At 54.1% G+C, this 22,332-nt stretch carries 12 protein-coding genes and 1 tRNA gene; 11 read left to right on the top strand and 2 right to left on the bottom strand.

The features are described 5' to 3' along the window. Window positions 1–214: 214 nt before the first annotated feature. The 6 genes from VEZ52_RS07305 (at window position 215) to VEZ52_RS07330 (ending at window position 5,718) form a co-directional block, all read left to right on the top strand. On the top strand, window positions 215–1,474 hold the full coding sequence (locus VEZ52_RS07305) for a glutamate-5-semialdehyde dehydrogenase (RefSeq protein WP_297148179.1): 1,260 nt from the start codon (window positions 215–217) through the stop codon (window positions 1,472–1,474). Next, window positions 1,475–2,188: a nicotinate (nicotinamide) nucleotide adenylyltransferase gene (nadD, locus tag VEZ52_RS07310; protein ID WP_324836242.1), complete on the top strand. Its 714-nt coding sequence runs from the start codon at window positions 1,475–1,477 to the stop codon at window positions 2,186–2,188. Further along, window positions 2,182–3,000, top strand: coding sequence for a tetratricopeptide repeat protein (locus tag VEZ52_RS07315; RefSeq protein ID WP_324836243.1), 819 nt, complete (start codon window positions 2,182–2,184; stop codon window positions 2,998–3,000). The genes nadD and VEZ52_RS07315 overlap by 7 nt, the downstream gene beginning before the upstream one ends. A 404-nt stretch (window positions 3,001–3,404) precedes the next feature. Continuing rightward, a tRNA-Ser gene (locus VEZ52_RS07320) sits at window positions 3,405–3,498 on the top strand. A 190-nt stretch (window positions 3,499–3,688) separates the two neighbouring features. Next, entirely contained in the window at window positions 3,689–4,873 is a 1,185-nt protein-coding gene (locus tag VEZ52_RS07325; protein ID WP_324836244.1) for a tyrosine-type recombinase/integrase, read from the top strand. Beyond that, on the top strand, window positions 4,870–5,718 hold the full coding sequence (locus VEZ52_RS07330) for a hypothetical protein (protein ID WP_324836245.1): 849 nt from the start codon (window positions 4,870–4,872) through the stop codon (window positions 5,716–5,718). The genes VEZ52_RS07325 and VEZ52_RS07330 overlap by 4 nt, the downstream gene beginning before the upstream one ends. A gap of 914 nt (window positions 5,719–6,632) precedes the next feature. Here the strand turns inward: VEZ52_RS07330 and VEZ52_RS07335 are convergent. Continuing rightward, window positions 6,633–10,937, bottom strand: a complete 4,305-nt coding sequence (locus tag VEZ52_RS07335) for an ATP-binding protein (protein WP_324836246.1) — start codon at window positions 10,935–10,937, stop codon at window positions 6,633–6,635. 1,498 nt (window positions 10,938–12,435) lie between these two features. Here VEZ52_RS07335 and tnpA point away from each other — a divergent pair. Together tnpA and gmhB are read left to right on the top strand one after the other, a co-directional pair. Beyond that, window positions 12,436–12,891, top strand: coding sequence for an IS200/IS605 family transposase (gene tnpA / locus VEZ52_RS07340; protein ID WP_324836247.1), 456 nt, complete (start codon window positions 12,436–12,438; stop codon window positions 12,889–12,891). Between the two features lie 239 nt (window positions 12,892–13,130). After that, window positions 13,131–13,823 (top strand): D-glycero-beta-D-manno-heptose 1,7-bisphosphate 7-phosphatase, encoded by a 693-nt coding sequence (gene gmhB, locus VEZ52_RS07345; RefSeq protein ID WP_324836248.1) that lies wholly within the window; start codon window positions 13,131–13,133, stop codon window positions 13,821–13,823. A gap of 193 nt (window positions 13,824–14,016) precedes the next feature. Here the strand turns inward: gmhB and fliM are convergent, their stop codons facing one another. Further along, entirely contained in the window at window positions 14,017–14,997 is a 981-nt protein-coding gene (gene fliM, locus VEZ52_RS07350; RefSeq protein WP_324836249.1) for a flagellar motor switch protein FliM, read from the bottom strand. Between the two features lie 188 nt (window positions 14,998–15,185). Between fliM and VEZ52_RS07355 the strand changes: the two genes are divergently transcribed. The 3 genes from VEZ52_RS07355 to VEZ52_RS07365 all read left to right on the top strand — a co-directional run bounded on the left by VEZ52_RS07355 (window position 15,186) and on the right by VEZ52_RS07365 (window position 22,232). Continuing rightward, on the top strand, window positions 15,186–16,991 hold the full coding sequence (locus tag VEZ52_RS07355) for an ASKHA domain-containing protein (RefSeq protein ID WP_324836250.1): 1,806 nt from the start codon (window positions 15,186–15,188) through the stop codon (window positions 16,989–16,991). After that, window positions 16,992–19,424 carry a small ribosomal subunit Rsm22 family protein gene (locus tag VEZ52_RS07360; protein ID WP_324836251.1) on the top strand — a complete coding sequence of 811 codons (2,433 nt, stop codon included), beginning with the start codon at window positions 16,992–16,994 and terminating at the stop codon, window positions 19,422–19,424. A 522-nt stretch (window positions 19,425–19,946) separates the two neighbouring features. Continuing rightward, window positions 19,947–22,232, top strand: a complete 2,286-nt coding sequence (locus VEZ52_RS07365) for a vitamin B12-dependent ribonucleotide reductase (protein WP_324836252.1) — start codon at window positions 19,947–19,949, stop codon at window positions 22,230–22,232. Window positions 22,233–22,332: the final 100 nt, after the last annotated feature.

Consider the following 22,332-nt stretch of genomic DNA (forward strand, 5'->3'; position numbering starts at 1 on the left):
CTCTGCGCCTTGATTCTTTTGCGGATTCATGTATCAAAACTCCTTAGGGAGGCGGAACCGCCGTAGTTTTTCCGCGCGTTTGCCCTGCGCGTTCCATGATCGGCGGAGCTGGACGGAAGCTTTTTTCTTAGGCCAGAATCAACCCCTCTGTCAAAACAAATATCCTCTGGTCATGCGGCCTGCGCGGCCCCGGCCAATACAATAAGGAGTATGCATGACGCCTGCAGAAGAAATGTCGCGCCTTGGCGCGCGGGCAAAGGAAGCGGCCAGGGCCATAGCCAAGGCCCACCCCGATGCCAAAACGCAAGCCCTGCTTGGGCTGGCGCAACTGCTGCAGGAGCGGGAGGCCGAAATTCTGGCCGCCAATGCGGAAGACCTTACCGCGGCCCGTGCCGCCGGGCAGGATGCCCCCCGCCTTGACCGCTTGACGCTTACCCCCGCCATTATGGATGAAATGCGTGCAGCCTGCCGCCACGTGGCCAATCTGCCCGACCCCGTAGGTGCTACGGAACGCCAGTGGCAGCGCCCCAATGGATTGCTTGTGGGCCGTATGCGCGTGCCGCTGGGCGTGATCGCCATGATCTACGAGGCGCGCCCCAATGTGACCATCGATGCCGCCATTTTGTGCATCAAGGCGGGCAATGCGGTTATTCTGCGCGGCGGCAGCGAGGCTTTGCGCTCCAACATTGCCCTTGCCAAGGCCCTGTGCGATGCGCTGGCCCAGGCGGGACTGCCCGCCGATGCCGCCCAGCTTGTATCCATTCCCGGACACGAGGCCGTCAACGCCCTGTGCAAGCTCGACCGCTATATTGATGTTATAATTCCGCGCGGCGGCGAGGGCCTTGTGCGCGCCGTGACCGAGGCTGCCACCATGCCCGTGCTTAAGCACTTCAAGGGCGTGTGCCACGCTTATATTGATGCGGATGCCGATCTGGACGCAGCGGCGGAGATTGTTTTTAACGGCAAGGTGCAGCGCCCCGGCGTGTGCAACGCGCTGGAATGCCTGCTGGTGCACCGCGGCGTGGCCAAGGATTTTCTGCCCAAGGTGGCGGCAAAGCTTGGTGCCGCCGGGGTGGAATTTCGCGCCTGCCCGCAATCGCTGCCCCTGCTTGGCGCAACTGCCGTTGCTCAGCAGCCTGATGATCTCGGGCAGGAATTTCATGCTCTGGTGCTTGCCGTGTGCGTGGTGGAAAGTATGGATGCCGCGCTGGATCACATTGCCCGCTACGGCTCAAATCACACGGAAATCATCTGCACCAACAACCACGAGCATGCCATGCGCTTTTTGCGCGAGGCGGATGCTTCCATGGTGGCGGTCAATGCTTCGAGCCGGTTCAACGACGGCGGGCAGCTTGGCCTTGGCGCGGAAATAGGCATTTCTACCTCAAAGCTGCATGCCTACGGCCCCATGGGCGTGGACGAACTGACCACCACCAAGTTTGTGGTGCTTGGCCAGGGGCAGGTGCGCGTATAGATGGCGGAAGCGGCGTCCCCCCCGCCGGGCCGGGCCATTCTTGGCGGCAGTTTTAACCCGCCCCACGTGGGACATCTGCGGCTGGCCATTGAGGCCCGCGAGGCCTTGGGCGATCTTGTGCAGGGCGTGGATATGGTGCCTTGCGCCGTGCCGCCGCACAAGGTGCAGAGCGCCATGCTGCCCTTTGATCTGCGCGCCCGGATGGTGGAAGCCTGCGCTCAGGGCTTGCCCTGGCTGCGCTGCAACCGGATGGAGGCTCAGCGTCAGGGGCCGTCGTATACGTGGGATACGCTTTGCGCCTACCGTGAGACAGAGCCGGGTACGGATCTGTATTTTATTCTGGGCAGCCCGGATTTCGCCTTGCTCTCCACATGGCATAAGGGGCTGGATTTGCCCCGGCTGTGTCATTTTGTGGTTGTGCCCCGCAAGGGGCATACCTCTGCCGATTTTATCACCGCCGCAAAAAACATGTGGCCCGATGCCGCAGAGCGTGCTCCATTGTTACCGGCCTGCCCGTGTATGACCTTGCCGGGGGGCGGGCTGGCGCATTTTCTTTCTGTGCCGTGGCTGGCGGTGAGCGCCTCTCGGGTGCGACAGCTCTGGCTGACGGGCCGCAATGTGGATTTTCTTGTGCCGGATGCGGCCTTGCAGATTTTGCGAAACAACGTTCAAACAGTGCGGCATCACTGGCTGGAGGACGGCTCGGCATGCTGACAACTGCTCCCAAAGAAATCAGGGAAAATATCGCCCGTGCAATGGGCTATCTGCGGCGTGATGAAGTTGAGCGCGCCCTTGTGACCATGAGTGAAGCGCTGCGGCTTCTGGCCGGGGTAAAGCTGATGCGTTCCGCAAGGGCGGAACTGGATATCCAGATCGGGGAATTCTTGGGAGGCATTGTGCGCCATAGCGCGCTGCAACCGCTGCTTGATCCCGGCAATACGGGTAAACCGCGCAGCATCACCCTGCAAGCGGGCAAGGAAGCAACGCTTTCAACCGTGCTGGATGGGCTGGCCAAAATTCTGGAAACTGCGGCGGAGCAGGCTGTGCAGCAGGAGGCGGAGGCCCGGCTGGAGCGGAAAAAGCAGCTCATCAGCAGCGGGCTCGATTTTTTGCGCGAGGGGCAGGTCGCCAAGGGGCGCGCCTTTTTGAAGCGCATAGTGGAAGAGTTTGGCGACGAGGAAGGCATCCGCCTGCAAATGGGCCAAATTTTTGCCGCTGCCGGGCTGTTTGCCGAAGCCGCCGCTATGTATGAGGAAGCCATGACCATTCAGCCGCGCGAGGCCTCGGCCTACACCGGGGCAGTGGCCGCGTGGATGGAACTGCGGGAATACGAAAAGGCCGAGGCGGTGTATCAGGCTGTGCTGCGCACTTTTGGCGGGCATGCCTCCACCTTTGGGAAAATGTCGAAGCTGTATCTTTTGTGGCATAAAAAGCAGGCTGCGGAAGATAACGCCCTGCGCGCCTTGCAGACAGACCCAGAGCAGGCTGACGCTCTGGAGGTTATGGCGGCGCTGGGCAAGCACTAGGAGTGGGCGCAGGCTGATGCCCTGAAGAACAGGCGGCGTTGACAGGCACTATGGGCGGGATTGCAGGATTTGCGTGAAGAACGCGACCAGAGCGATATCGCGGAATGGACACGCTGCCTTTTACCCCGGCAGGGCAGGGCTGGACGAAAACCTTGGTCTGCTTCCTGATCCCTCCTGGTCAGATGACCTGCTGTACTCGGTCTTGCGCCTATGCCCATGGGCCGTTCCCCTCAGGTCGCCAAGGGGGCTCTTAAATAAGGGGATTGCAGGCGACTTTAGCAGTTTTGAGGCAAAGCATAGCGGCGACGCGCCGTTGTGAAACAGAAGCATTGCCTTTCACCCAAAGATAGGCTATATACCGCCTTCGGCTGCAAGCGGGGCACCCAACGCCCTTTGTGGCCTGCGGAGAGGTAGCGAAGCGGCCGTAACGCGCTCGACTCGAAATCGAGTTAGGGGTTAATAGCTCCTACGTGGGTTCGAATCCCACCCTCTCCGCCATATGATGATTCAAGGAACTCCGAATTCGTCCGCTAGTCGTTGACAGTAGCCGAATTCGGAGTTTTACTTTGTCCGACGATGTCCGGTAAAAAACGCTCAAAGCCGAGCTTAAACCGGATACTGAGCCGGACATTTTTTATTTTGGCGTTTCCTATGTCCAAAAGATGTCCGGTCTAGGGAGGAAACGCTTATGGCTCTAAGCGATATGGCCATCAAAAAGGCCAAGCCCCGTGAGAAAATTTATACCCTCAAAGACGCAGATGGGCTTTATCTGGAGATAAAGCCTTCTGGCAAAAAGTATTGGCGTCTTCGTTACTGGATAGACTCCAAGGAAAATCGTCTTTCCCTCGGTGAATACCCCCTCATATCTCTGGCTGAAGCTCGTTCGCGCCGTGATGATAAGCGGCGCATGATTAAAGACGGCGTTGACCCTGTGGCGCTGGTGCGTGAGCAAAAAGCCGCCGTAGCTCCAGACAAGTTCTTTGAGTCTGTAGCGCGTGAGTGGGCGCAGAAAAACGCCCATAGGTGGACAGAAGGCCACGCGGAATTGAATCTTCGGCGTCTGGAGATGAATATTTTTCCCTACATCGGAGGGAAACCCATTGGGGAAATATCCGCGCCGGAACTTTTGGAATGCCTTCGCCGCATTGAAGCCAGAGGTGCTCTTGAGGTAACGCGCCGGGTGCGCGGGCTTTGCTCCATGATTTTTCGTTATGCCATTGCCACAGGCAAGGCAGAGCGGGACGTTGCTGCCGACCTCATAGGTGCTTGCGCGACACCCAAGAAGCAGCACCGACCTACCATTACGGATCCGCAAGAAGTTGGTAGACTCATGCAAGCCATAGACGGCTGTGCAGCCTCGGCAATCGTGTATTGCGCCCTGCGTCTGGCCCCTTTGGTTTTTGTGCGCCCTGGTGAATTGCGTAACGCAGAGTGGAGCGAGTTCAATCTGGAAGCCGCCGAATGGCGCATTCCAGCGCATAAAACCAAAATGCGTTCTTTGCATATAGTGCCGCTCTCAACCCAAGCCCTGAATATTCTCTACGAATTGCAGCCGCTCACCGGGGATGGAAAATACCTCTTTCCTTCTATGCGAACGGCATCCCGCCCAATGTCTAACAATACCATTAACGTGGCGTTGCGCCGGATTGGATACGCCAAGGAAGAAATATGTGGGCATGGCTTTAGGGCGATGGCTTCAACCCTGCTCAATGAACTTGGCTGGAACAGGGATGCTATAGAGCGCCAGCTTGCCCACGGTGAGCGCAATAAAATTCGGGCGGCATATAATCATGCGGAGTTTTTGCCGGAACGGCGGCTGATGATGCAAGCATGGGCTGATTATTTAGAACAACTCAAAGAGGTGCGCAAATGAGCATGTTTAAGCAGATTGAAGGGCGTTATGATTTTGATGATTTTATGACTCTGCCAGAGCTGTTGCTTCGTTGGCCTTCTGACCCACATTTCAAAATAACGTATGCCGTGTATAATCGCCAGCTGCATACATATTATGTGGAAGAAATATTCACCTCAAAAGACGGCACCACGGAGTTGGAGATTAGCGATGCCACAGATGGTTTTACAGTCTGTGTTTCATCTTTTATGCATGACTCATGGCGCATCCTGTTTGAGCGTGAAGAAATTTTAAATATTGAAGCAAAAAACAGAGACTTTACAAAGAAAAAAGAGATTAATAAAACATCGTATCAAATGTCTTGCACTAGAGAAAATGTTGAGCAGCTTGCGGCTTTAACATTATATCTGATTTGCAAATTTAACAGCCCTAAACTGGGTGTAGAAATAAATGATTATCTAATGCGCATGGCGACAGCCCGCAAAGAGGAAACATCTGAATGTCCATCTGGTGCCGTTGAGAGCTGGAGGATTGAGAACGCAAAGTTATGGAAATTATATAATGAGATGGCAAAACGGAAGATTGCAAAGAAAAATGAGTATGATGTCGATGCTATCAAGGTATATGCCAAATCTCTTTTGAATGAAGGTGAGGAATTTTATGAGGTCGTGAGGAAGATATATATTAAATATATTAATCTCACTGCGGCCCAGCTGGGGAAGATTTTTCCATACGAAGAAGGTGTAATAGTGCATCATACTGGAATGCAAAGCAGGTGGAAAAAGCTCAAAAAAGACCTGTTAGCTATGTATCCAGAGTTGATAGATGAAGACGCTGTGAAGAAAAAGTCTGTCAAAAGGCTATGAGTGATAATGTCTATATATACTTTGATGCAGTGTTTTAAACTTTGAATCTCCTAAGTTATTATCCTTAGGGGCTGTATATTTTACGCTTGCTGAAGTTTATGCGGAGGTAGATAAAATTACAAATGATGATTGTTTTGACTTTGTGAAGCAGAATGTTCTGACTAAATATACTGGGGCAACATTCCTTTTGGATATTGTTTCGAAAAAAAATCGTTCAGTGGCTTGGGGATTCTCAGTCAGGTGCAGTCTTACAGTCAGATTCACAGCATGACAGGGATATTATAAATGCACTATGTGGGTATCCTATCCCCCTAACCAACGGATTTAAATGCATTTGGATTGACCAGCCCCGTTTTTTTGTCCCGGGCTAAATGTTAGTGGTAGATTTTTTGTGGCTCTGCTTCTGCCGCCTGTTTGGCCGATAGTCCTGTCGGAGGTGAGATTGGTCCCATTTATGCTCTTTTGGGAGGGGTGAAAACTGTCAATGGGGCAGGAGTTCTGCCGGTAAGGGAGCAATGTGGCCTACTGAGGTTGTAGTGCGTGCTGGCGCCAGCTTTCGATAACAACTCCGGCTTCCTATAACGTCATAACCACTCGTCGCCCTACGGTTTGTCCCGTAGCTTGCCGGTAAAACTTTCGCATAACCATTTTCCCAAGGGCTGCCCGGTTCAATGTGCTGCGTCTACACAGACAGATTTTCCAACCATTCTTTTAAAACTAACTCTACGAATTCTGGACCGCTGGCCGAGCGTATGTTATCTGGTCTGCCATGCATCAAAAAATCTGCCAAAACGTGCTTTACTTGATTAGCACGAATTGTGCGGACCACCTGATGGCACGGTAATCTCTAATTAATAAAATTACTCCAGAGTGAAATGCCAGACTAGTCAATACTTCTTGCAATCTGTATGTATTTAATTGGTGACATTATATTGTGAGAGGGTAAAATTCACCCCAGTGATCTCAGCAACGATATGTAGAAGCTTTGGCGATTCGGTTTGCATGCATAACCAGCTTAAGTCTGCTAAGGACGCGATTGGTAAATTACATAGTAACTGCTTGGCATTTTGTTTATCAAACAAAATGTCAGATAACGTCAGCATTAACGACTTACTGAAACGCTTAGATTGAAAGACCCGAGCCATAGCCAGCCAGACTCGCATCGTGGATGTTTGAAGTCCACTGAGCCGCACTATCCTTTCATAAAATTCATTTTCAATACCGGGACCCACATGTTGCAGAAAATTTCGATTCCCTTTCAATTTTTTTAACATCTGTAGGTATGCCAGCGCGGCGTCAGGATTACGATCGAATAGGTTGAGTAGAAAATGCCGATCATCTATTCGTCCAAAAAGTTCAGGATTTATTTTACGCTCAAGGGAATTCATAATATTCGGTTCGTCACATAACTCGTTCAAAATGTGCAGATACGTCAATACCCCTTCAGGATTACTTTTATTTAATTCCGTCAGGTCGCGTGGGGTTAATAATTGGTTGAATACGTCTATATCCGGTACGCTGTGGAGGTACTGCAAGCAGTTCAGCTCATGCAGAATTAGCAAATATGTAAACGTTCTCTTGGAATTATATCTGGGATTCTCGACAAAAGTATCCGAGCGGCCTAATAGCTCGCAGACCTCTCGTCCCCAGTTGCGTTGGAAAAGCATTTTAAAATTTTTTATTTCTTTAAATTCACGCAATATTCTCAGATAAGAAAGTGCCATTTCTGGGTTATCTTTGATAAGATCAAGCATTAGTTGAGGAACAAATTTTTTTTCGAACAACGAAGTATAAGCATCGCTTCGACCAAAAAGACGGCCGACTCCCTCTGACTCACTAACATCTTTCAATAACCGAAGCCATTCACCCAGCTCAGTATGTTTCGGATAATCCTTTTCATACCTGAAAATTTTAAGAAAGTCCGATTCGATCAAAAAACGAAGAAAGTCATGAATCCAATCGTAGTCTTGTAACTCTCTTGCGAGAGTGAAAAGAATTCGTGCCGACCTTGGATCATGGTGCGCAATTTCACCTACAAGCCTTGGATTCAACCAAAGTGGATGCATACCAAAGGACCCTCGATACCTAAGCCTAACGTAAGGATTTTTTCTTATTGACCTAAAAATTAAAATGCAAATATACTCTAACTGATCTTTGCGACCAGAATTCAAGGCTATGCGAAGAGTATCCTCCGCGTGTTCAAAAAAATCACGCGCATCGAAATTCGAATCATTTGCCAAAACTACTAATTTCGGAATTGCGTAAAACAAGCCAAGATCTAACTCTTCTGAACTCAACACATTACCTATTCTGCTCAAACTCTGCTTTGAACCGGAAGAGGCGTCAAACACGCATAATCCTGTTATGCCGGAAGTAGCGTTGTCTCCCAATGACAGTGCCACATTAAAAAGCTCTTGGACTCTACTTTTGGACTCTTCAGCTTGAAATTTTTTTCTGGCTTTTATTGTAATCTTTGAATTTGCCCTTTCAGCAAGCATTACTGCCGTCAATCCGTTTAGATTTCCCAGTGAAAACCAGGAACGCCAGATGTGAATAAGACGATCCCATGGTCGAGTCCCATCCTCATGGCTTGTAACATCACATTCGTCAAAGATAAACGGATACTTACCCGACACGAGTCTTAGCAAAATAAGGTTTATGCTATAAATAGCTATATGGCCGATCAAAGGATGGCCGTCAAACGGAACTCTATACCCCTCCTGAGCTGTCTCTTTTCGCATGATTTGTGGCATTTCACGCTTATTCAACATCCTCATGATTTGATTCAGAAGAATTTTTTCAAGGGTTTCAACAAAATCATCCTCAGTTAGCCCGTAATCTTTCAGTACATGCGGAATCCATTCCCGAATCATTTCCATGATAACAGGTCTGGTAAAAAGTGGGGTATATACTAAGCTGGCAAACCAATCCCGTTCAAATCCATCTGCGGTTCCCATCATCTTATCTATCATTGGCCTAAAAGCTTCATTGTCATCTGCAGCTCTAAGCGTCTGCACTTGAGCTACTGCACGTCGAATAATGAAGTCAGCAGTTAAGAATTCACCAAAAGTATTGTGCAGAAATTCAAACGCTGCAGTTTCCTCATGTGTATCCTCTGCACCACTTAAGTGCATAGCCTTTGACTTATGAACAAAGAAAAAACTTCCTAATAACAGATCAGCCTGGCTTAAATATTTTCCTGCACTCCGCGAAACTGTTCGCTCAAGTTTAAAAAAAGCCAAATCTTCGTCAAGCTCCGTTGATAAGATGTGAACTTTCCTCCTATTATACATACCAAGAGCTGCAACACCCAGACGTTGCATTTCTTTCAACAGAGATTTTTCGCGTTCTTTAGGATTTGCGTCAGTAAAATTTTTTTCTTTCCCACGCTCACGTTCAACAAAACGCCTGAGCAAGCTGTCGTAAAGCTTCGTTCGGTCAAGGCCTTTAATAGCTCGCAGTTGATTTCCGTGTGAGTCATACAAGGCAAGCATCAATAAAAGAAGAGGTTGCCCAGCTAAATTTAGAATTTTCTCTGCCCCAACTTCCTTTTCACTCGGCAAAGTAAATTTTTCAATATTGGCATCGCGAAAATAGTTCGAATTGGCCGTATTCCAAATCTTCGACCAACATTCTCGCTGAGATCGGTCAAACTCAAGAAGTCGAATAATCGTTGATCCAACAGGTACAGCAGCTTTATCAATAAGAGTCACGCGGCTAGTGATAATGATTCTCAACGGCCTGCCTTGCTCAGCTTCGCGCTCCTGAAACCGTTGTGCGTCTTTAATATAACTGGCGAAAACCTGCCCACTCGCTTGGAGTAATTCATCATATCCGTCTAGGATTACGAGAGGGGGGCAGTTCTTAAAAAGTGCACTTAGCTTGATCCATGAATCAAAACCAACCCGTGTAATCCGTCTTATAGTGTCCTCAACTTGAGTTACGATATCAGCATCTGCATTGACTTCGCGTAGGGGGACACGGATTGCCGAAAATTGTTTCGACATCAGTTGAGCTGACAATATCTTAGTAAGCAGCGATTTCCCACTCCCAGGGTGACCTAATATGAGCAACGGCGCTTCAGTACTATATGGCGAACTCAGATAGCTCAATAAAAAGGCACCAAGGTCATTACGTCGCGGTAGTCCCCTCCAGGTTGATTCATCTTCAAGGCGTCTGGACTTCCCTGCTTGGCGAAGTACACGAAAAGATTGAGGAACAAAGGCATCACAGACGCGAGGAAATGTCAGTCGTGGCAAATCCTGGAGATCACTTTCCCTATCTTCAATTATTGGTTCATTGATTCGCGCCTGATAGTGTTTGTTTAAACTCTCTGAGATGTCTGTAGCCTGTTGCATGTCGAATATATGAGGTATGCTCAAAACTGCTTCCCGCAGTTTATTAAATCCAATATCAATTGTAGTCTCTGATACAGTGCTGAGTTTGACGTGGAGCTTGACATACTCAGACAATTCCCCAATCAGCGCCTTTGTTCCTCTATGAGCCTGCAGATTCGCCCATACTGCAAAATCTTCATATTTTCTAGCTAACTCGAAGTACTGTGCCTCAAAACGCGTTGCTGTCTTTTTCTCAATTTTCTCTATCCCGGACAAAAGAATAACTTTCTTCTCTTCATCTGCCTTGTCCCAGAATGCTAGCTTTTGGACAAAGTCAAGAAAACCTGACCCCATTTGTTTCCATAGTTTCTCTTGCCGCTTGCACTGGTCATTCAATGACTCTGTTGGATGAGGAAATGAAAAGGGATAGAGAGATACTGGAGCATCATCTACATCCTCAATCTCAACCTCACATTTTTTTAAAGCAATTTTTTCTACCGTGCTTTTAACTAAAAACGCTTTTTCGGCGTCAAGTATCGAAATCTCTTTGCGAAGTACGTCTGGAATTATCGCGTCCAGAGCATCAAAGAAAGATGTAAAGACAAGTAGTCCGTAAGCTGTACGCATCGTCTCGTAACGTAGTACGTAATCCTCATCTTTTTTCTTTGTGAATCTTTCGAATACATACTTACCAATTTTGATGACTTCATTTTTAGCGGCAATCAACGGAAGGATAGCTGCTGCTTGAGGCCCTAAAACAACCGGTGAACAAACCAAGGCAAGCCCAAGTAGATTATCAACAGCTTTAATTAGTTCGGGATCATTTTTTTCTTGCTTTTTAATCGTGGCACAGACTGATTTAAACGTTAATTCTAGACTCATAATAATATTATCCTCTGGATAAGGACCAATTGGGGTTATTCAAGGGAGGAAAATAGCATGTGTTACTTTTAGCAAACTTGCTAAAATTTGCCTTGCCCATACTGAATCTATGAGAAAGGCACTGAAAATCCATCACAAATGCTTAGCTCAGACGAATACTACGCAACGTTCTATTTGATATCATGCAAGTTAATATATTGAAAGGGATATTGACCAGCCCCGTTTTTTTGTATCAGATTAAATGCTAGTGCTAGTTTTTTGGGCGCTGCTTCTGCCGCCTGCATGGCCGATAGTTCTGTCGGAGGCGAAATTGGTCCCATTTCTCCTCTCTGGGGAGGGGTGAAAACTCTCAATGGGGCAAGAGGTCTGCCGTTAAGGGAGCGATGCTGTCTATGGAGGTTGTAGTGCTGGTGCTAGTTTTCGATAACCACTTCGGCTTCCTGTAAGTCATAAACACCAGCAATTCTGCAGCTTGTCTAGAAGCTTGCAGTTAAAACTTTCGCAGTAACCATTTTTCCGACGGCTGCCCAGTTCAATGTACTGCGTCTGCATAGACAGCTTTTCCAACCATTTTTTTTAAAGCTAATGCTACGAATTCTGGACCGTTGTCCGAGTGAATGTTATCTGGTCTGCCATGTGTCAAAAATAAAACTGCCAAAACGTGCATTACTTGCTTTGCACGATTTGTGGGGGCACATGTTGCGCCAAGCATTCACGGCTATATTGGGCCGTTCTGCTTTTTTTACCACTCGCGTCAGCGGGTGAGCTAGTCAATCCGCGCGTTCAGGGCGTTAAAGCGCCTTGCCACGCAGCCCTTTATCCGCCGGGTTGTTCATCCGGGCCGACTACGCCCACACGGGCACACCTGCGGCCCAGGCCATGCCCGGCTCTGCGGAGGCTCGCAGCCTTATGGGCCGGGGTACACAACCAAATCTGCGCCGCCTAGGGTGCGGCTGCAGTAGACAAAGGCTGCGCCGTGCGGATCCTTATTTTTGCGCTGGTCAAAATCTGGCTCGGGATCGGGCAGAAAACGCGTCCAGTCTTGCACTTGGTAGGACGCAAGCTCCAGGGCCTGTTGCAGCTGGCGGAGGACTCAAGGTGAGGGTGGATTGCGGATGTAGAGTTTATGGATAAGTGTGCCTGTGGCGGCATCGGTTTTTCCTTGCACGAATTTTTGACGGACAGCCTCCTTTGTCCGGTGGGCCTTGGCTTCAGCGGCGCGGATCTCGGCGTTTTTCCACCTGGGCGTTGACAGCTCCACCTTCAAGTCTAGCTAAGTCCTTTGACAGGTCTACTAGCTTCTCATGCCAACATCGGCCCATGTTCTCCAACATGGGCCGTTTTTATTATGGCTTTAGCCAGTTGAGCGCACCAGTGCGCGAAACAGAGAACCACCCGCTATGCGGGTGGAAATAATGTGTTATACACAAAAAACACCCTTCTTGTACGATGAAGTTGTTCAAGCCCATCGTAACATTTAAAGAAGGGTGTTTTTATTATGGGAACCAAGGCCCAAAGTTTAGCTCACACAAAGTGGCTGTGCAAGTATCATATCGTGTTCACGCCTAAGTATCGTCGAAAAATAATATTTGCTCAGTTGCGCGATAGTATAAAGGAGATTTTGCAGAGTCTTTGTAAGTACAAAGGAGTAGAGATTCTGGAAGGTCACTTGATGCCAGATCATATCCACATGCTGGTGAGTATCCCGCCAAAAATTAGTGTGTCGAGTTTTATGGGGTATCTAAAAGGAAAAAGTTCATTGATGATCTTCGATAACCACGCAAACCTTAAATATAAATTCGGCAACAGAAAGTTTTGGGCCGAGGGCTACTATGTCAGTACAGTTGGGCTGAATGAGGCAACGATCAAAAAATATATCCAGCAGCAAGAGAAGCATGACATTATGCAAGACAAGCTGAGTACGCGCGAATATCAAGACCCCTTCAAGGGGTAGCCAAAGCGACAACGGCACTGGGCTTGAACGCAGTGAAAGCTAGCGTCTTTAGGCGCAGCCGGTAACAGGCCCTTACAGGGCCAGAGCAAACCAACCGCTATGCGGGTGGTTTTGATTTATGGCGCGCCGGTTGGGGTTTTGTCGGCAGTTTTTGCATTTTTTGGGGGTTTGGCGCACAATTGCCAAGGATTGCATCACACCAAACTGCCGGGTAACACCGGAAAAGGGAAAGGGCTTTCATGAGCACAGCAGAAGCGCCGCGCCGCGCCATTTTTCTGGATCGCGACGGCACCCTGAATCACGACACGGGCTATATTCACCGCAAGGAAGACTGGCAGTGGCTGCCGGGCGTGGTTGAAACCCTCAGGCGTTTTCATGCCGTGGGGTATCTGCTTGTGGTGGTGAGCAATCAGTCGGGGCTGGCGCGCGGCATGTTCAGCGAGGACGATCTGCGCGCTCTGGAAGCATGGGTTAATGAAGACCTGGCGGCGCATAACGCCGTTATCGATGCCTGGTACTATTGCCCCCACCTGCCGGAGGTTACCGGCCCCTGCAATTGCCGCAAGCCAGAGCCGGGGCTTATCCTGCAAGCCGCCGCCGATCTGAATATTGATCTCGCGCGCTCCTGGATGATTGGCGACCGCGTGCGCGATATGCAGGCCGGGCTGGCCGCCGGGTGCAGTTGCGTGCTATTGCGGCCCCCGGTGGGCGCGTACGAAGATAACGTACCCGTGCCGGAAGGTGTAAAGGTGGTGCCGCATCTGCCCGCCGCCGGAGTGCATATTCTTGCGCCTGAGATGCGGGCGCACAGGCTCTCCCGTCTGCCTGGCGGCTGTGGCGCGCATTGTGGAGGAAGTCACGGTTCCGATGGCTCCGGGCTCTTCGGCAGCAGCGGCGGTTCTGGATGCGAGGGCGGGCCTGACAAGGCATAATTTTTATGTACAGGCAGGCTTGGCATTTTAGCCCTGTCGTGCCTGTAGATGCACAAGGCCCCAGTCTGACAGAATCTGCGTTGGGTGCAGTTCTTTCAGGCAAGGGCCTTTGCGCGAAATTTTAATACGTGGGGGGAGCGGCGTCAGTGTTGCAGGCAGCCGTGTGCCCGCATTTACCGTGCGGCAGGTCGCATCAGGTGTATTGCGGCTCGTTTTCCTTGATGATCTGAAAGGCCTTCATGGCCTTGATGGTGCCGGGCAGGCCCTGATACTTGGTCACTCCGGCAACCGTGCAGTTAAGCATGTCTTCGTGGTCGGTATCCAGCACGATAATGTCGCCCACCTGCATGCGCAGCAACTGGTTGCCCGTGATGGTGGTGCGGCCAAAATGCACCTTCATCTCCACCGGAGTTTCGAGCAGGCGCTCTTTAAGGCGCGCCACCCATGCGTGGTCAACTTCGAGGCGTTCGGTCTGAAAGCTCGCATGCAGCTTGGAGCGAATGGGTTCAATGGTGGCGTAGGGCAGGCAGATGATCATGGAGCCGAGCGCCGTATCCAGCTCGACCTCAAAGGTGATGACCACCACAACGTCGCTGGGGGGTACGATGGCGGCGAACTGCGGATTGATTTCGCTGCGCACCAGCTCAAGCTTTACGTCATGCACCGGCCGCCACGATTCTTCCATGTTCTCCAGCGCGATTTTGACAATCTTGTCCACCACGGCCTGTTCAATGCGCGTGAATTCGCGGCCCTCAACCTTGGGCTGGGAGCCAGCGCCGCCAAACACGTTTTCCACCAGAGCAAATACCAGACGCGAATCAACAACCATGATGGCATTGCCGCGCAGGGGATCCATTTTGAAAATATTGATGGAGGTGGGCACCGGCAGCGAGCGCATGAACTCGCCGAACTTGGTCATATCAATGGATATGGGGTTCAGTTCCACGCGTTTGCGCACAGCGTTTGAAAGGGCGTTGGTGCAAAGCCGTGAAAAGCGGTCGTTAACGATTTCAAGCACGGGCATGCGCCCGCGGATGATGCGATCCTGATTGGCAAGGTCAAAGGACACAATACCGGAATCGTCTTCCTGCGTTTCCGTTTCGTTTTCGATTTCCCCGCCGGAAAGCCCGCGCAGCAGGGCATCAACTTCGTCTTGCGCCAGAACTTTATTCATACCAGCCTCGGAACAGTCGTGAAAATGTGTGTTGCGGCGTGTTTTTCCGCACACGACCACGCAGTTGGAATATGCAAGATAAAGGCCAGTTTGACAAGCAGTACAGCGCCTTTTGCCAGATCAGCCGCCGCACGGCAGGGGAGTGCGCCACGCTTGCCTTTACCGGGCCTGTCAGGCACTCTTGACCCATGCTTGTACGTCTTTTTTCGGCCAGTGACCATGCCTTTGCAGGCCCGGGCGGCGTTGCTCCAGCCGCGCCAGTTGTAGCTATTGCCGCAAGGCCGGGGCAAAGCCTTTCACAGGCCATCTGGCTTTCGGGGTTGGTGCGCCCTTTGCCCCTGTGCGGCGGACTTGGGCGTTGCGGGCGCTGCCGTGTGCGTTTTGTGCGCCATGCGCCGCCATGCCTGCCTGCGGAGGAGGACGTTTTTTCCTCCTCGCAACTGGAGGCTGGCTGGCGTCTGGCCTGCCGCCGCCAGGTGCCCGACCCTGGCACCACTGCGGCGGAGGGCGCTGCCGTGCTTGATCTTGAGTTGCCGCCGGAGAATCTTGTTCTGCCTGCTGGAGCGCAAGCAGCAGGGCATTTGTCAGGCCGCGACAAGACGCAAAAGGATTTGGCGCTGGCTGTTGATCTTGGCACTACCTCCCTGTGCTGGAGGGCTCTTGATATGCAGGGCCGGGCAGTGGTTGAGGGGCGTACGCTCAATCCTCAGGCCGGTGCCGGGGCGGATGTCATGTCGCGCCTTGCCGTGGCGCGCGCGCCAGAAGGGCGGGCCGTTCTGGCCGGGCTTGCCCGGCGGCAACTGCTGGACATCATGGATTCGCTGGCGCAGGCGGGCGCGGGGCGGGTGACGCGGTTGTGTCTGGCTGCCAACACTGCCATGACGGATATTTTCCTAGACCGCGATGTGCAGGGCCTGTGCGCCGCTCCGTACAGGCTGACGCACAGCGGCGATGAAACACTTGCCCTGCCGGATTTTCCACCTCTCTATGTGCCGCCGCTGCCCGCGCCCTTTGTGGGCGGCGATGTGAGCGCGGGGCTGGCCGCCCTGCTGGAGGCGGAGGTTCCACGGCCCTTTGTGCTGGCCGACCTTGGCACCAACGGCGAACTTGCACTGGTAACCGAGACTGGACAGTTGTGGCTGACCAGCGTACCCCTTGGCCCGGCTCTGGAAGGTATTGGGCCAGAGTGCGGCCAGTTGGCCGGCCCCGGTGTGGTGACGGGTTTTACGCTCACGCCCCTGGGGCTTGCTGCGCAGTTTTATGAAAGCGCGTCCCCGGATGCAGAAGATACAGCGGATGTGGCGCGTCATCATAGGGCGCAGGGATCTGCTTGCCCCTGCCCTGCATGCCAGAGCGCAAATGCGGGGCAGAACCCAGCTGGTTCAACGACAGGCCTTGGAGCTGGAGGAACTGTTGCGCGCGGCATAAGCGCCACAGGATACTTGTCCCTGCTGGCCTTGTTGCTGCGCGCGGGTGTTCTGCGCACCGACGGGCAGTTTGTGGCAAATCCGGTCATGCCGCTGGCGCGCAAGCTGGCTGCCGGACTTGAGCAGCCCCATCCGGCATCAGCCCCCCCCGCACCCGGCCTGCCCCGCTCAGGCGCGAGGCTGCGCCTGCCGCATGGCCTGTGGCTTGCCGCCGCTGATGTGGAGGCCCTGTTGCAGGTCAAGGCTGCCTTTGCTCTGGCGCTGGATGCTTTGCTGCGCGCGGCAGATATTCCTGCTGGCAATGTTGCGGCAGTGTGTCTGGCTGGTACGCTGGGCGAATATGTCAGGCCGGACGACCTTGAAACCCTGGGCTTTGTTCCCGCTGTTCTTGCCCCGCGCATTCGCGGTGTGGGCAATACTGCGCTGGACGGAGCCGCGCTGCTTGCGCTGCACAGCAATAAAATTCCACCTTTGGCCCGCATGTGCCGCGAGGCCGTGGTGCTTCCCCTTGTAGACGAACCGAATTTTCACACCGATTATCTGCGCCGTATGCGCTTTGGAGTATAAATGTCCGTGAATGACAATTCTTTCAACGATTCCGATCGGCGCAGCCGCCGTTCCGGCGAGGGTAACAGCCAGCCTCGCCGTCAGTCCCCGCGCAAATCTGACGACAGGCCCGTGCGGCGGGATGGCGCGGAGGGCAGATTTGCTGGACGCGATGACCGTAACTCTGGACGTCAGGACGACCGCCGGGATAACCGCCGGGACGGGCGTGCTTCTGACCGCCGTGACGACAGGCCCGGCAGCCGTCCCAATAGTCGGCCCGGCAGCCGTCCCTCAAGGGGGCAGGACGAACGCCGTGATGCCCGGCGTGATGGGCGGAGAGAAGACCACCGCGAAAATCGCCGTGACGACCGACGCCCCACAGACCGCCCCGCTGATCGGCGTGATGACCGCCGTCAGGACGGACGTTCGCCCAACGCACCCAGGGACCGCTACGGCAGGCCTGCATTCCGGCCTGAAAAGCGCGAGGGCGACAGGGACGTTGCTCCTTCCGGGCAGCGCAACTTCGAGCGCCAGAATCAGCGCCCCGCAGCGCGTTCGTTTGAATCGGGGGCCTGGCCTGCCGCCAGAGCGCTGTTCCCGCCGCTTTCGGCTGAAACACAACGCATTCTGGACTTGCTGCCCGAAGCCCTGACCAAGGTATGGCCGCTCAATGCGGGGCACAAGCGCTCGTTGCCCGATGACGTGGCCCAACTTTCGCGCCTTCTGACCACAGAACGTGCCGGGCTGGCGCGTCCGTACTGGAGTTCCCCGGCCTCCATCAGCGCCTATCTGTATTATTTTCTGCCCTGGAATCTCGTGCGCCTTACGCGCCTGCTGGCAAACCTGCCCCTGACCGACCCCCGCACGGTGGCTCCGCAGGGTGGCGAGGCCCTGCTGGTGGACGTGGGCTCAGGCCCGCTGACCCTGCCTCTGGCCCTCTGGCTGGCACGGCCTGAATGGCGCAGTGCCCCAGTGCGGGTGCTGGCCCTGGATACCTCGTCGCAGCCGCTTGAACTGGGCAAAACCCTTATGGAAGTTCTGGGCGAGCTGACGGGCCAGCCCGTCTGGCCTGTGCGCGTGGCCCGCGCACCTCTTGAGCAGGTCGTGCGGCAGGCTGCCCCTCTGCTTTCTGGCGGGCGCGCCCGCCCGTGGCTGGTCAGCGCGGCCAACGTGCTCAACGAACTGCGCTTTGGCAAAAAGCGTTCGCGCGGCGCAAGCGCCATAGAAGACGAGGACGAATTTGATTCGCTGGATGCCGAGGGCATGGATATTGACGGCAATCCCGCTGCGGGCGAGGCCGATGGCGAAAAGCCCGAAGGCTGCCGCGAGGATCGGCTCGACAGCTTCCTTGAATCCCTGTCGCCGCTCTTTGACCATGCGGATCGGCGTGGCGCGGCCACTGCGGGCAGCCCTGCCCCTGTTGGGCCTTCCCTGCTGTTTGTGGAACCCGGTACGCGCCTTGGCGGCTCCACCATCATGCGCTTGCGCCAGCTTGCCGTTGACGGCGGGCTGACGGCCCTTGCGCCCTGTACGCACCAGGCCGATTGCCCGCTGTTGCGCGGTCAGGGCGGGCGCACATGGTGCCACTTTACCTTTGGCAGCGAAGGCGCGCCGCTGTGGCTTGAAGACCTGTCGCAGGCTTCTGGCCTTGGCAAAAGCGGCCTGAGCCTCTCGCCCCTGTTGCTTGCCGCCATGCCCGAGGCAGAAGCGCAAACGTCCGGTTCTCTGGCCGCCAGGGTGCTTTCTGCCCCCTTTATGGTGCCGGGTCTGGCGGGCAGGGCACGCTACGCCTGCTCTGGCAAGGGCATACTGCTGCTGGAAAATGCCGAATCTCTGGCCTCCGGCGATGAACTGACTGTTTCCATTGCCGCTGGCGGGCCACGCGACCGCAAAAGCGGTGCCTTGCAGGTGAGCCCTCCGGCGCAGCAGGGGGGAGCCCCCCGGCCTGATCATCGCCCCGGTGGTGATGAACACGGTCGCAGACCCGCGCCATACCGCCGGGACAATAGGGAAGACGGCAGAGATGGAAGCCGCGAGGGCACCCGCGATGGCAGCAGGCCCGCAGGAAAGGGCTACCCAGACCGTCCATCCCGTGCTCCGCAGGGTGACCGCCCTCAGCGTGACGACCGTTCAGGTCGTGAAGACAGGCCGCGCCGCGATGACCGTTCAGGCAGGGATGATCGCCGGGGGCGTGACGACCGTCCGGACTGGAAAGGCCGTCAGGATCGGCAGGGTCAGCCAGACCGTCCAAACCGTTCAGATCGCTCTGAACGCTCGGACAGGCCTGATCGGCCCAATCGTCAAGACCGCCAAGACCGCAACAACCGTCAGGACAGACCGGGCGGGCAAGACAGAAAGGGCCGTGGAGGTTCTTCTGACAACCGTTCGGGCGGCAAGCGCCCTGGCGGCAATCGTGCTGGCAAGCCTTCTGGCCCACGTCGCAACAAGCCTTAGGGTATACGGGGCATCGGCACCGATGGTTTAATCTGTTCCGTATCTCCTTGTTTAGCTGCAAACTTCAGGGGGGGCTTTTGCCTCCCCTTTTCTGTGTATGACGCGCAACCGCTGCGTCCTTCGCAGAATTTTCGACCCGGAATGCTCATAGGCACCCCTTAAGGTCTCGAGGCATTTTCCACCACCTCCAACCGGGTTGCCGCGCAATATCTTGCTCAAAAAAACTTGCCCCGCATATCCGCGCCACTGGCTAGAAAATGGGTGCGGAGCTGGAGGCGTCTAAAGTTTTTTGTCGCTATTGATTATTTTTATTATTAATTTATATAAATAATTAAGTGTGTTAATGGTGGTATGCGGGTTTTCGGGGACTTTTATTTGCATCCGTTCCGTGTATACTCACTCCTTAATCATCAAATGCCGTACCTGAGCCGCCATGCTGCGGCTTCTGTTTTGCGGTTAGTTATCTGGAAACTCCGGAGCCGCCTTGGCGGCTGCATACCTTAAATAAAAGGCTGTTTTTTCATGTTCACAATGCCCAAGAATTTGCCGCAGCCACAGTTGAAGCCCAACACGGAAGTTGTTCTGCAAAAGCGCTATCTGCGCAAGGATCTGACAGGCAAGCAGGTGGAAACGCCGCGTGATCTTTTCTGGCGAGTAGCATCCTCCATTGCCGCCGAAGAAGCCAAGTACAGCGAGTCCACCTGCAAGGGCGACGTGCTGGCGCGCGATTTCTATGATCTTATGACCAGCTGGAAGTTTTTGCCCAATTCGCCCACGCTCATGAACGCGGGTACGGATCTGGGGCAGCTTTCGGCCTGCTTTGTGCTGCCTGTGGGTGACTCCATTGAAGAAATTTTTGATGCGGTCAAATACGCGGCCATGATCCACAAGTCTGGCGGCGGCACGGGATTTTCTTTTTCGCGCCTGCGCCCCAAGGATAGCCGCGTAGGCTCCACCGGGGGCGTTGCCTCCGGCCCGGTATCCTTTCTGCGCATCTTCAACACCGCTACAGAGCAGGTGAAGCAGGGAGGTACGCGGCGCGGGGCCAATATGGGCATTCTGCGCGTGGATCACCCCGATATTCTTGAATTTATCCGCGCCAAGGAAAAGGAAGGGGAGTTCAATAACTTCAATCTTTCCGTGGGACTGACAGAAGTTTTCATGCGCGCCGTGGAAAATGGCGAGCATTACGACCTTGTGGCCCCCAATTCCGGCGAAGTGATCAACCGCTTGCGTGCGCGTGAGATTTTTGAGCTGCTGGTCAAAAAGGCCTGGCAGTCCGGCGATCCGGGCATTGTGTTTCTTGACCGCATCAACCGCGACAATCCCACGCCTGACCAGGGCGAGATTGAATCCACCAACCCCTGCGGCGAGCAGCCCCTGCTGCCCTACGAGGCGTGCAATCTGGGTTCCATCAACCTTTCGTGCTTCTATATTCCCGGCCACAACGATGCGGCTGATCCGGCCCGCGATTGCATTGACTGGGCCGAACTCAAGCGCGTGGTGCATCTGTCTGTGCGTTTTCTCGACAACGTCATTGATGCCTCGCGTTTCCCGCTGGACAGCATCACCGAAACCGTGCGCAGGAACCGCAAGATCGGCCTTGGCGTCATGGGTTTTGCCGATCTGCTCTATCAGCTTGAAATGGCCTATGATTCGCAGCAGGGCCTTGAGCTTGGCGAGCGCATCATGGCCTTTATTCAGGAGGAGGGGCACAAGGCCTCGGCTCAGCTGGCCGTGGAACGCGGCGCTTTCCCTGCCTACGCCACCTCCGTGTACGCCAAAAAGAAGCTTGGCCCCTACCGCAACGCCACGGTAACCACCATTGCGCCCACGGGGACGCTTTCCATCATTGCGGGCTGCTCCTCAGGCGTGGAGCCGCTGTTTGCCCTGTGTTTTACCCGCAACATCCTTGACGGCGAGCGCCTCGTGGAGGTGAACCCCCACTTTGAAGCTGCTCTTGCCGATGCCGGACTGTTCAGCCACGAGCTCATGGATGCGGTGGTCGCCAAGGGGTCCATTCAGGAAATGGATTACCTGCCCGCCAAGCTGCGCAAGGTCTTTGTTACGGCTATGGATATAGCCCCTGTGTGGCACTTGCGTATGCAGGCGGCCTTTCAGCGCCATACCGACAATGCCGTGTCCAAAACCGTGAACCTGACCAACAGCGCAACGGAACAGGATATTTTTGATATTTACTGGCTGGCCTATCAGGAAGGCTGCAAGGGCGTGACGGTCTACCGTGACGGCTGCAAGAGCATTCAGGTGCTGGCCACGGGCGAAGGGCAAAAGAAAATGGACGGCGAAAGCAGCGCCGAGCCTGCGCAGTCTGGCCCGTCTGCCGCTCAGGTCGGGGCTGGCGTGCGCAAGCGGCCCGACATCGTGTGGGGCTTCACGCAGAAGGTGCCCACCGGGCTTGGCGTGATGTACCTCACCGTCAACGAGGTGGACGGCCAGCCTTTTGAGGTTTTTGCCACCATTGGCAAGTCTGGCCGCTCCATCACGGCCAAGGCCGAGGCCATTGGCCGTCTGGTGTCGCTGGCCTTGCGCTCCGGCGTACACGTGCGCGACGTTGTGGCCCAGATCAAGGGTATTGGCGGCGAGCATCCCGTGTTTCGCGGCAAGGGGCTGCTGCTTTCCATCCCCGATGCCATCGCCTGGGTGCTGGAAAAGCGCTATCTCAAGGATGAACACATCGGCGACGTCAACGATCTGCAAGCCCAGAACTGCCCAGAATGCGGTGAAGCGCTGGTCTTTCAGGAAGGCTGCCTCATCTGCCCCGGCTGCGGTTTTTCGCGTTGCGGGTAATGGCTGGAACTGACTGTAAGATATTTTGCGGGGTCTCCTGGCCAATGCGGGGCAGAGCGGTTTCATAAAAATCCGCGCCGACTGTTCCGGCGGCCCAGGG

It is taken from the genome of Desulfovibrio sp. (genome assembly GCF_035644575.1).
Lineage (GTDB): Bacteria > Desulfobacterota > Desulfovibrionia > Desulfovibrionales > Desulfovibrionaceae > Desulfovibrio.

Excerpts from the sequence above, each read along its gene's own strand:
- gmhB (WP_324836248.1), top strand. The coding sequence starts at position 13,131 with ATGAGCACAGCAGAAGCGCCGCGCCGCGCCATTTTTCTGGATCGCGAC.
- VEZ52_RS07335 (WP_324836246.1), bottom strand. The coding sequence starts at position 10,937 with ATGAGTCTAGAATTAACGTTTAAATCAGTCTGTGCCACGATTAAAAAG.
- VEZ52_RS07330 (WP_324836245.1), top strand. The coding sequence starts at position 4,870 with ATGAGCATGTTTAAGCAGATTGAAGGGCGTTATGATTTTGATGATTTT.
- VEZ52_RS07325 (WP_324836244.1), top strand. The coding sequence starts at position 3,689 with ATGGCTCTAAGCGATATGGCCATCAAAAAGGCCAAGCCCCGTGAGAAA.
- tnpA (WP_324836247.1), top strand. The coding sequence starts at position 12,436 with ATGGGAACCAAGGCCCAAAGTTTAGCTCACACAAAGTGGCTGTGCAAG.
- nadD (WP_324836242.1), top strand. The coding sequence starts at position 1,475 with ATGGCGGAAGCGGCGTCCCCCCCGCCGGGCCGGGCCATTCTTGGCGGC.
- VEZ52_RS07315 (WP_324836243.1), top strand. The coding sequence starts at position 2,182 with ATGCTGACAACTGCTCCCAAAGAAATCAGGGAAAATATCGCCCGTGCA.
- fliM (WP_324836249.1), bottom strand. The coding sequence starts at position 14,997 with ATGAATAAAGTTCTGGCGCAAGACGAAGTTGATGCCCTGCTGCGCGGG.
- VEZ52_RS07305 (WP_297148179.1), top strand. The coding sequence starts at position 215 with ATGACGCCTGCAGAAGAAATGTCGCGCCTTGGCGCGCGGGCAAAGGAA.
- VEZ52_RS07360 (WP_324836251.1), top strand. The coding sequence starts at position 16,992 with ATGTCCGTGAATGACAATTCTTTCAACGATTCCGATCGGCGCAGCCGC.
- VEZ52_RS07365 (WP_324836252.1), top strand. The coding sequence starts at position 19,947 with ATGTTCACAATGCCCAAGAATTTGCCGCAGCCACAGTTGAAGCCCAAC.
- VEZ52_RS07355 (WP_324836250.1), top strand. The coding sequence starts at position 15,186 with ATGCTTGTACGTCTTTTTTCGGCCAGTGACCATGCCTTTGCAGGCCCG.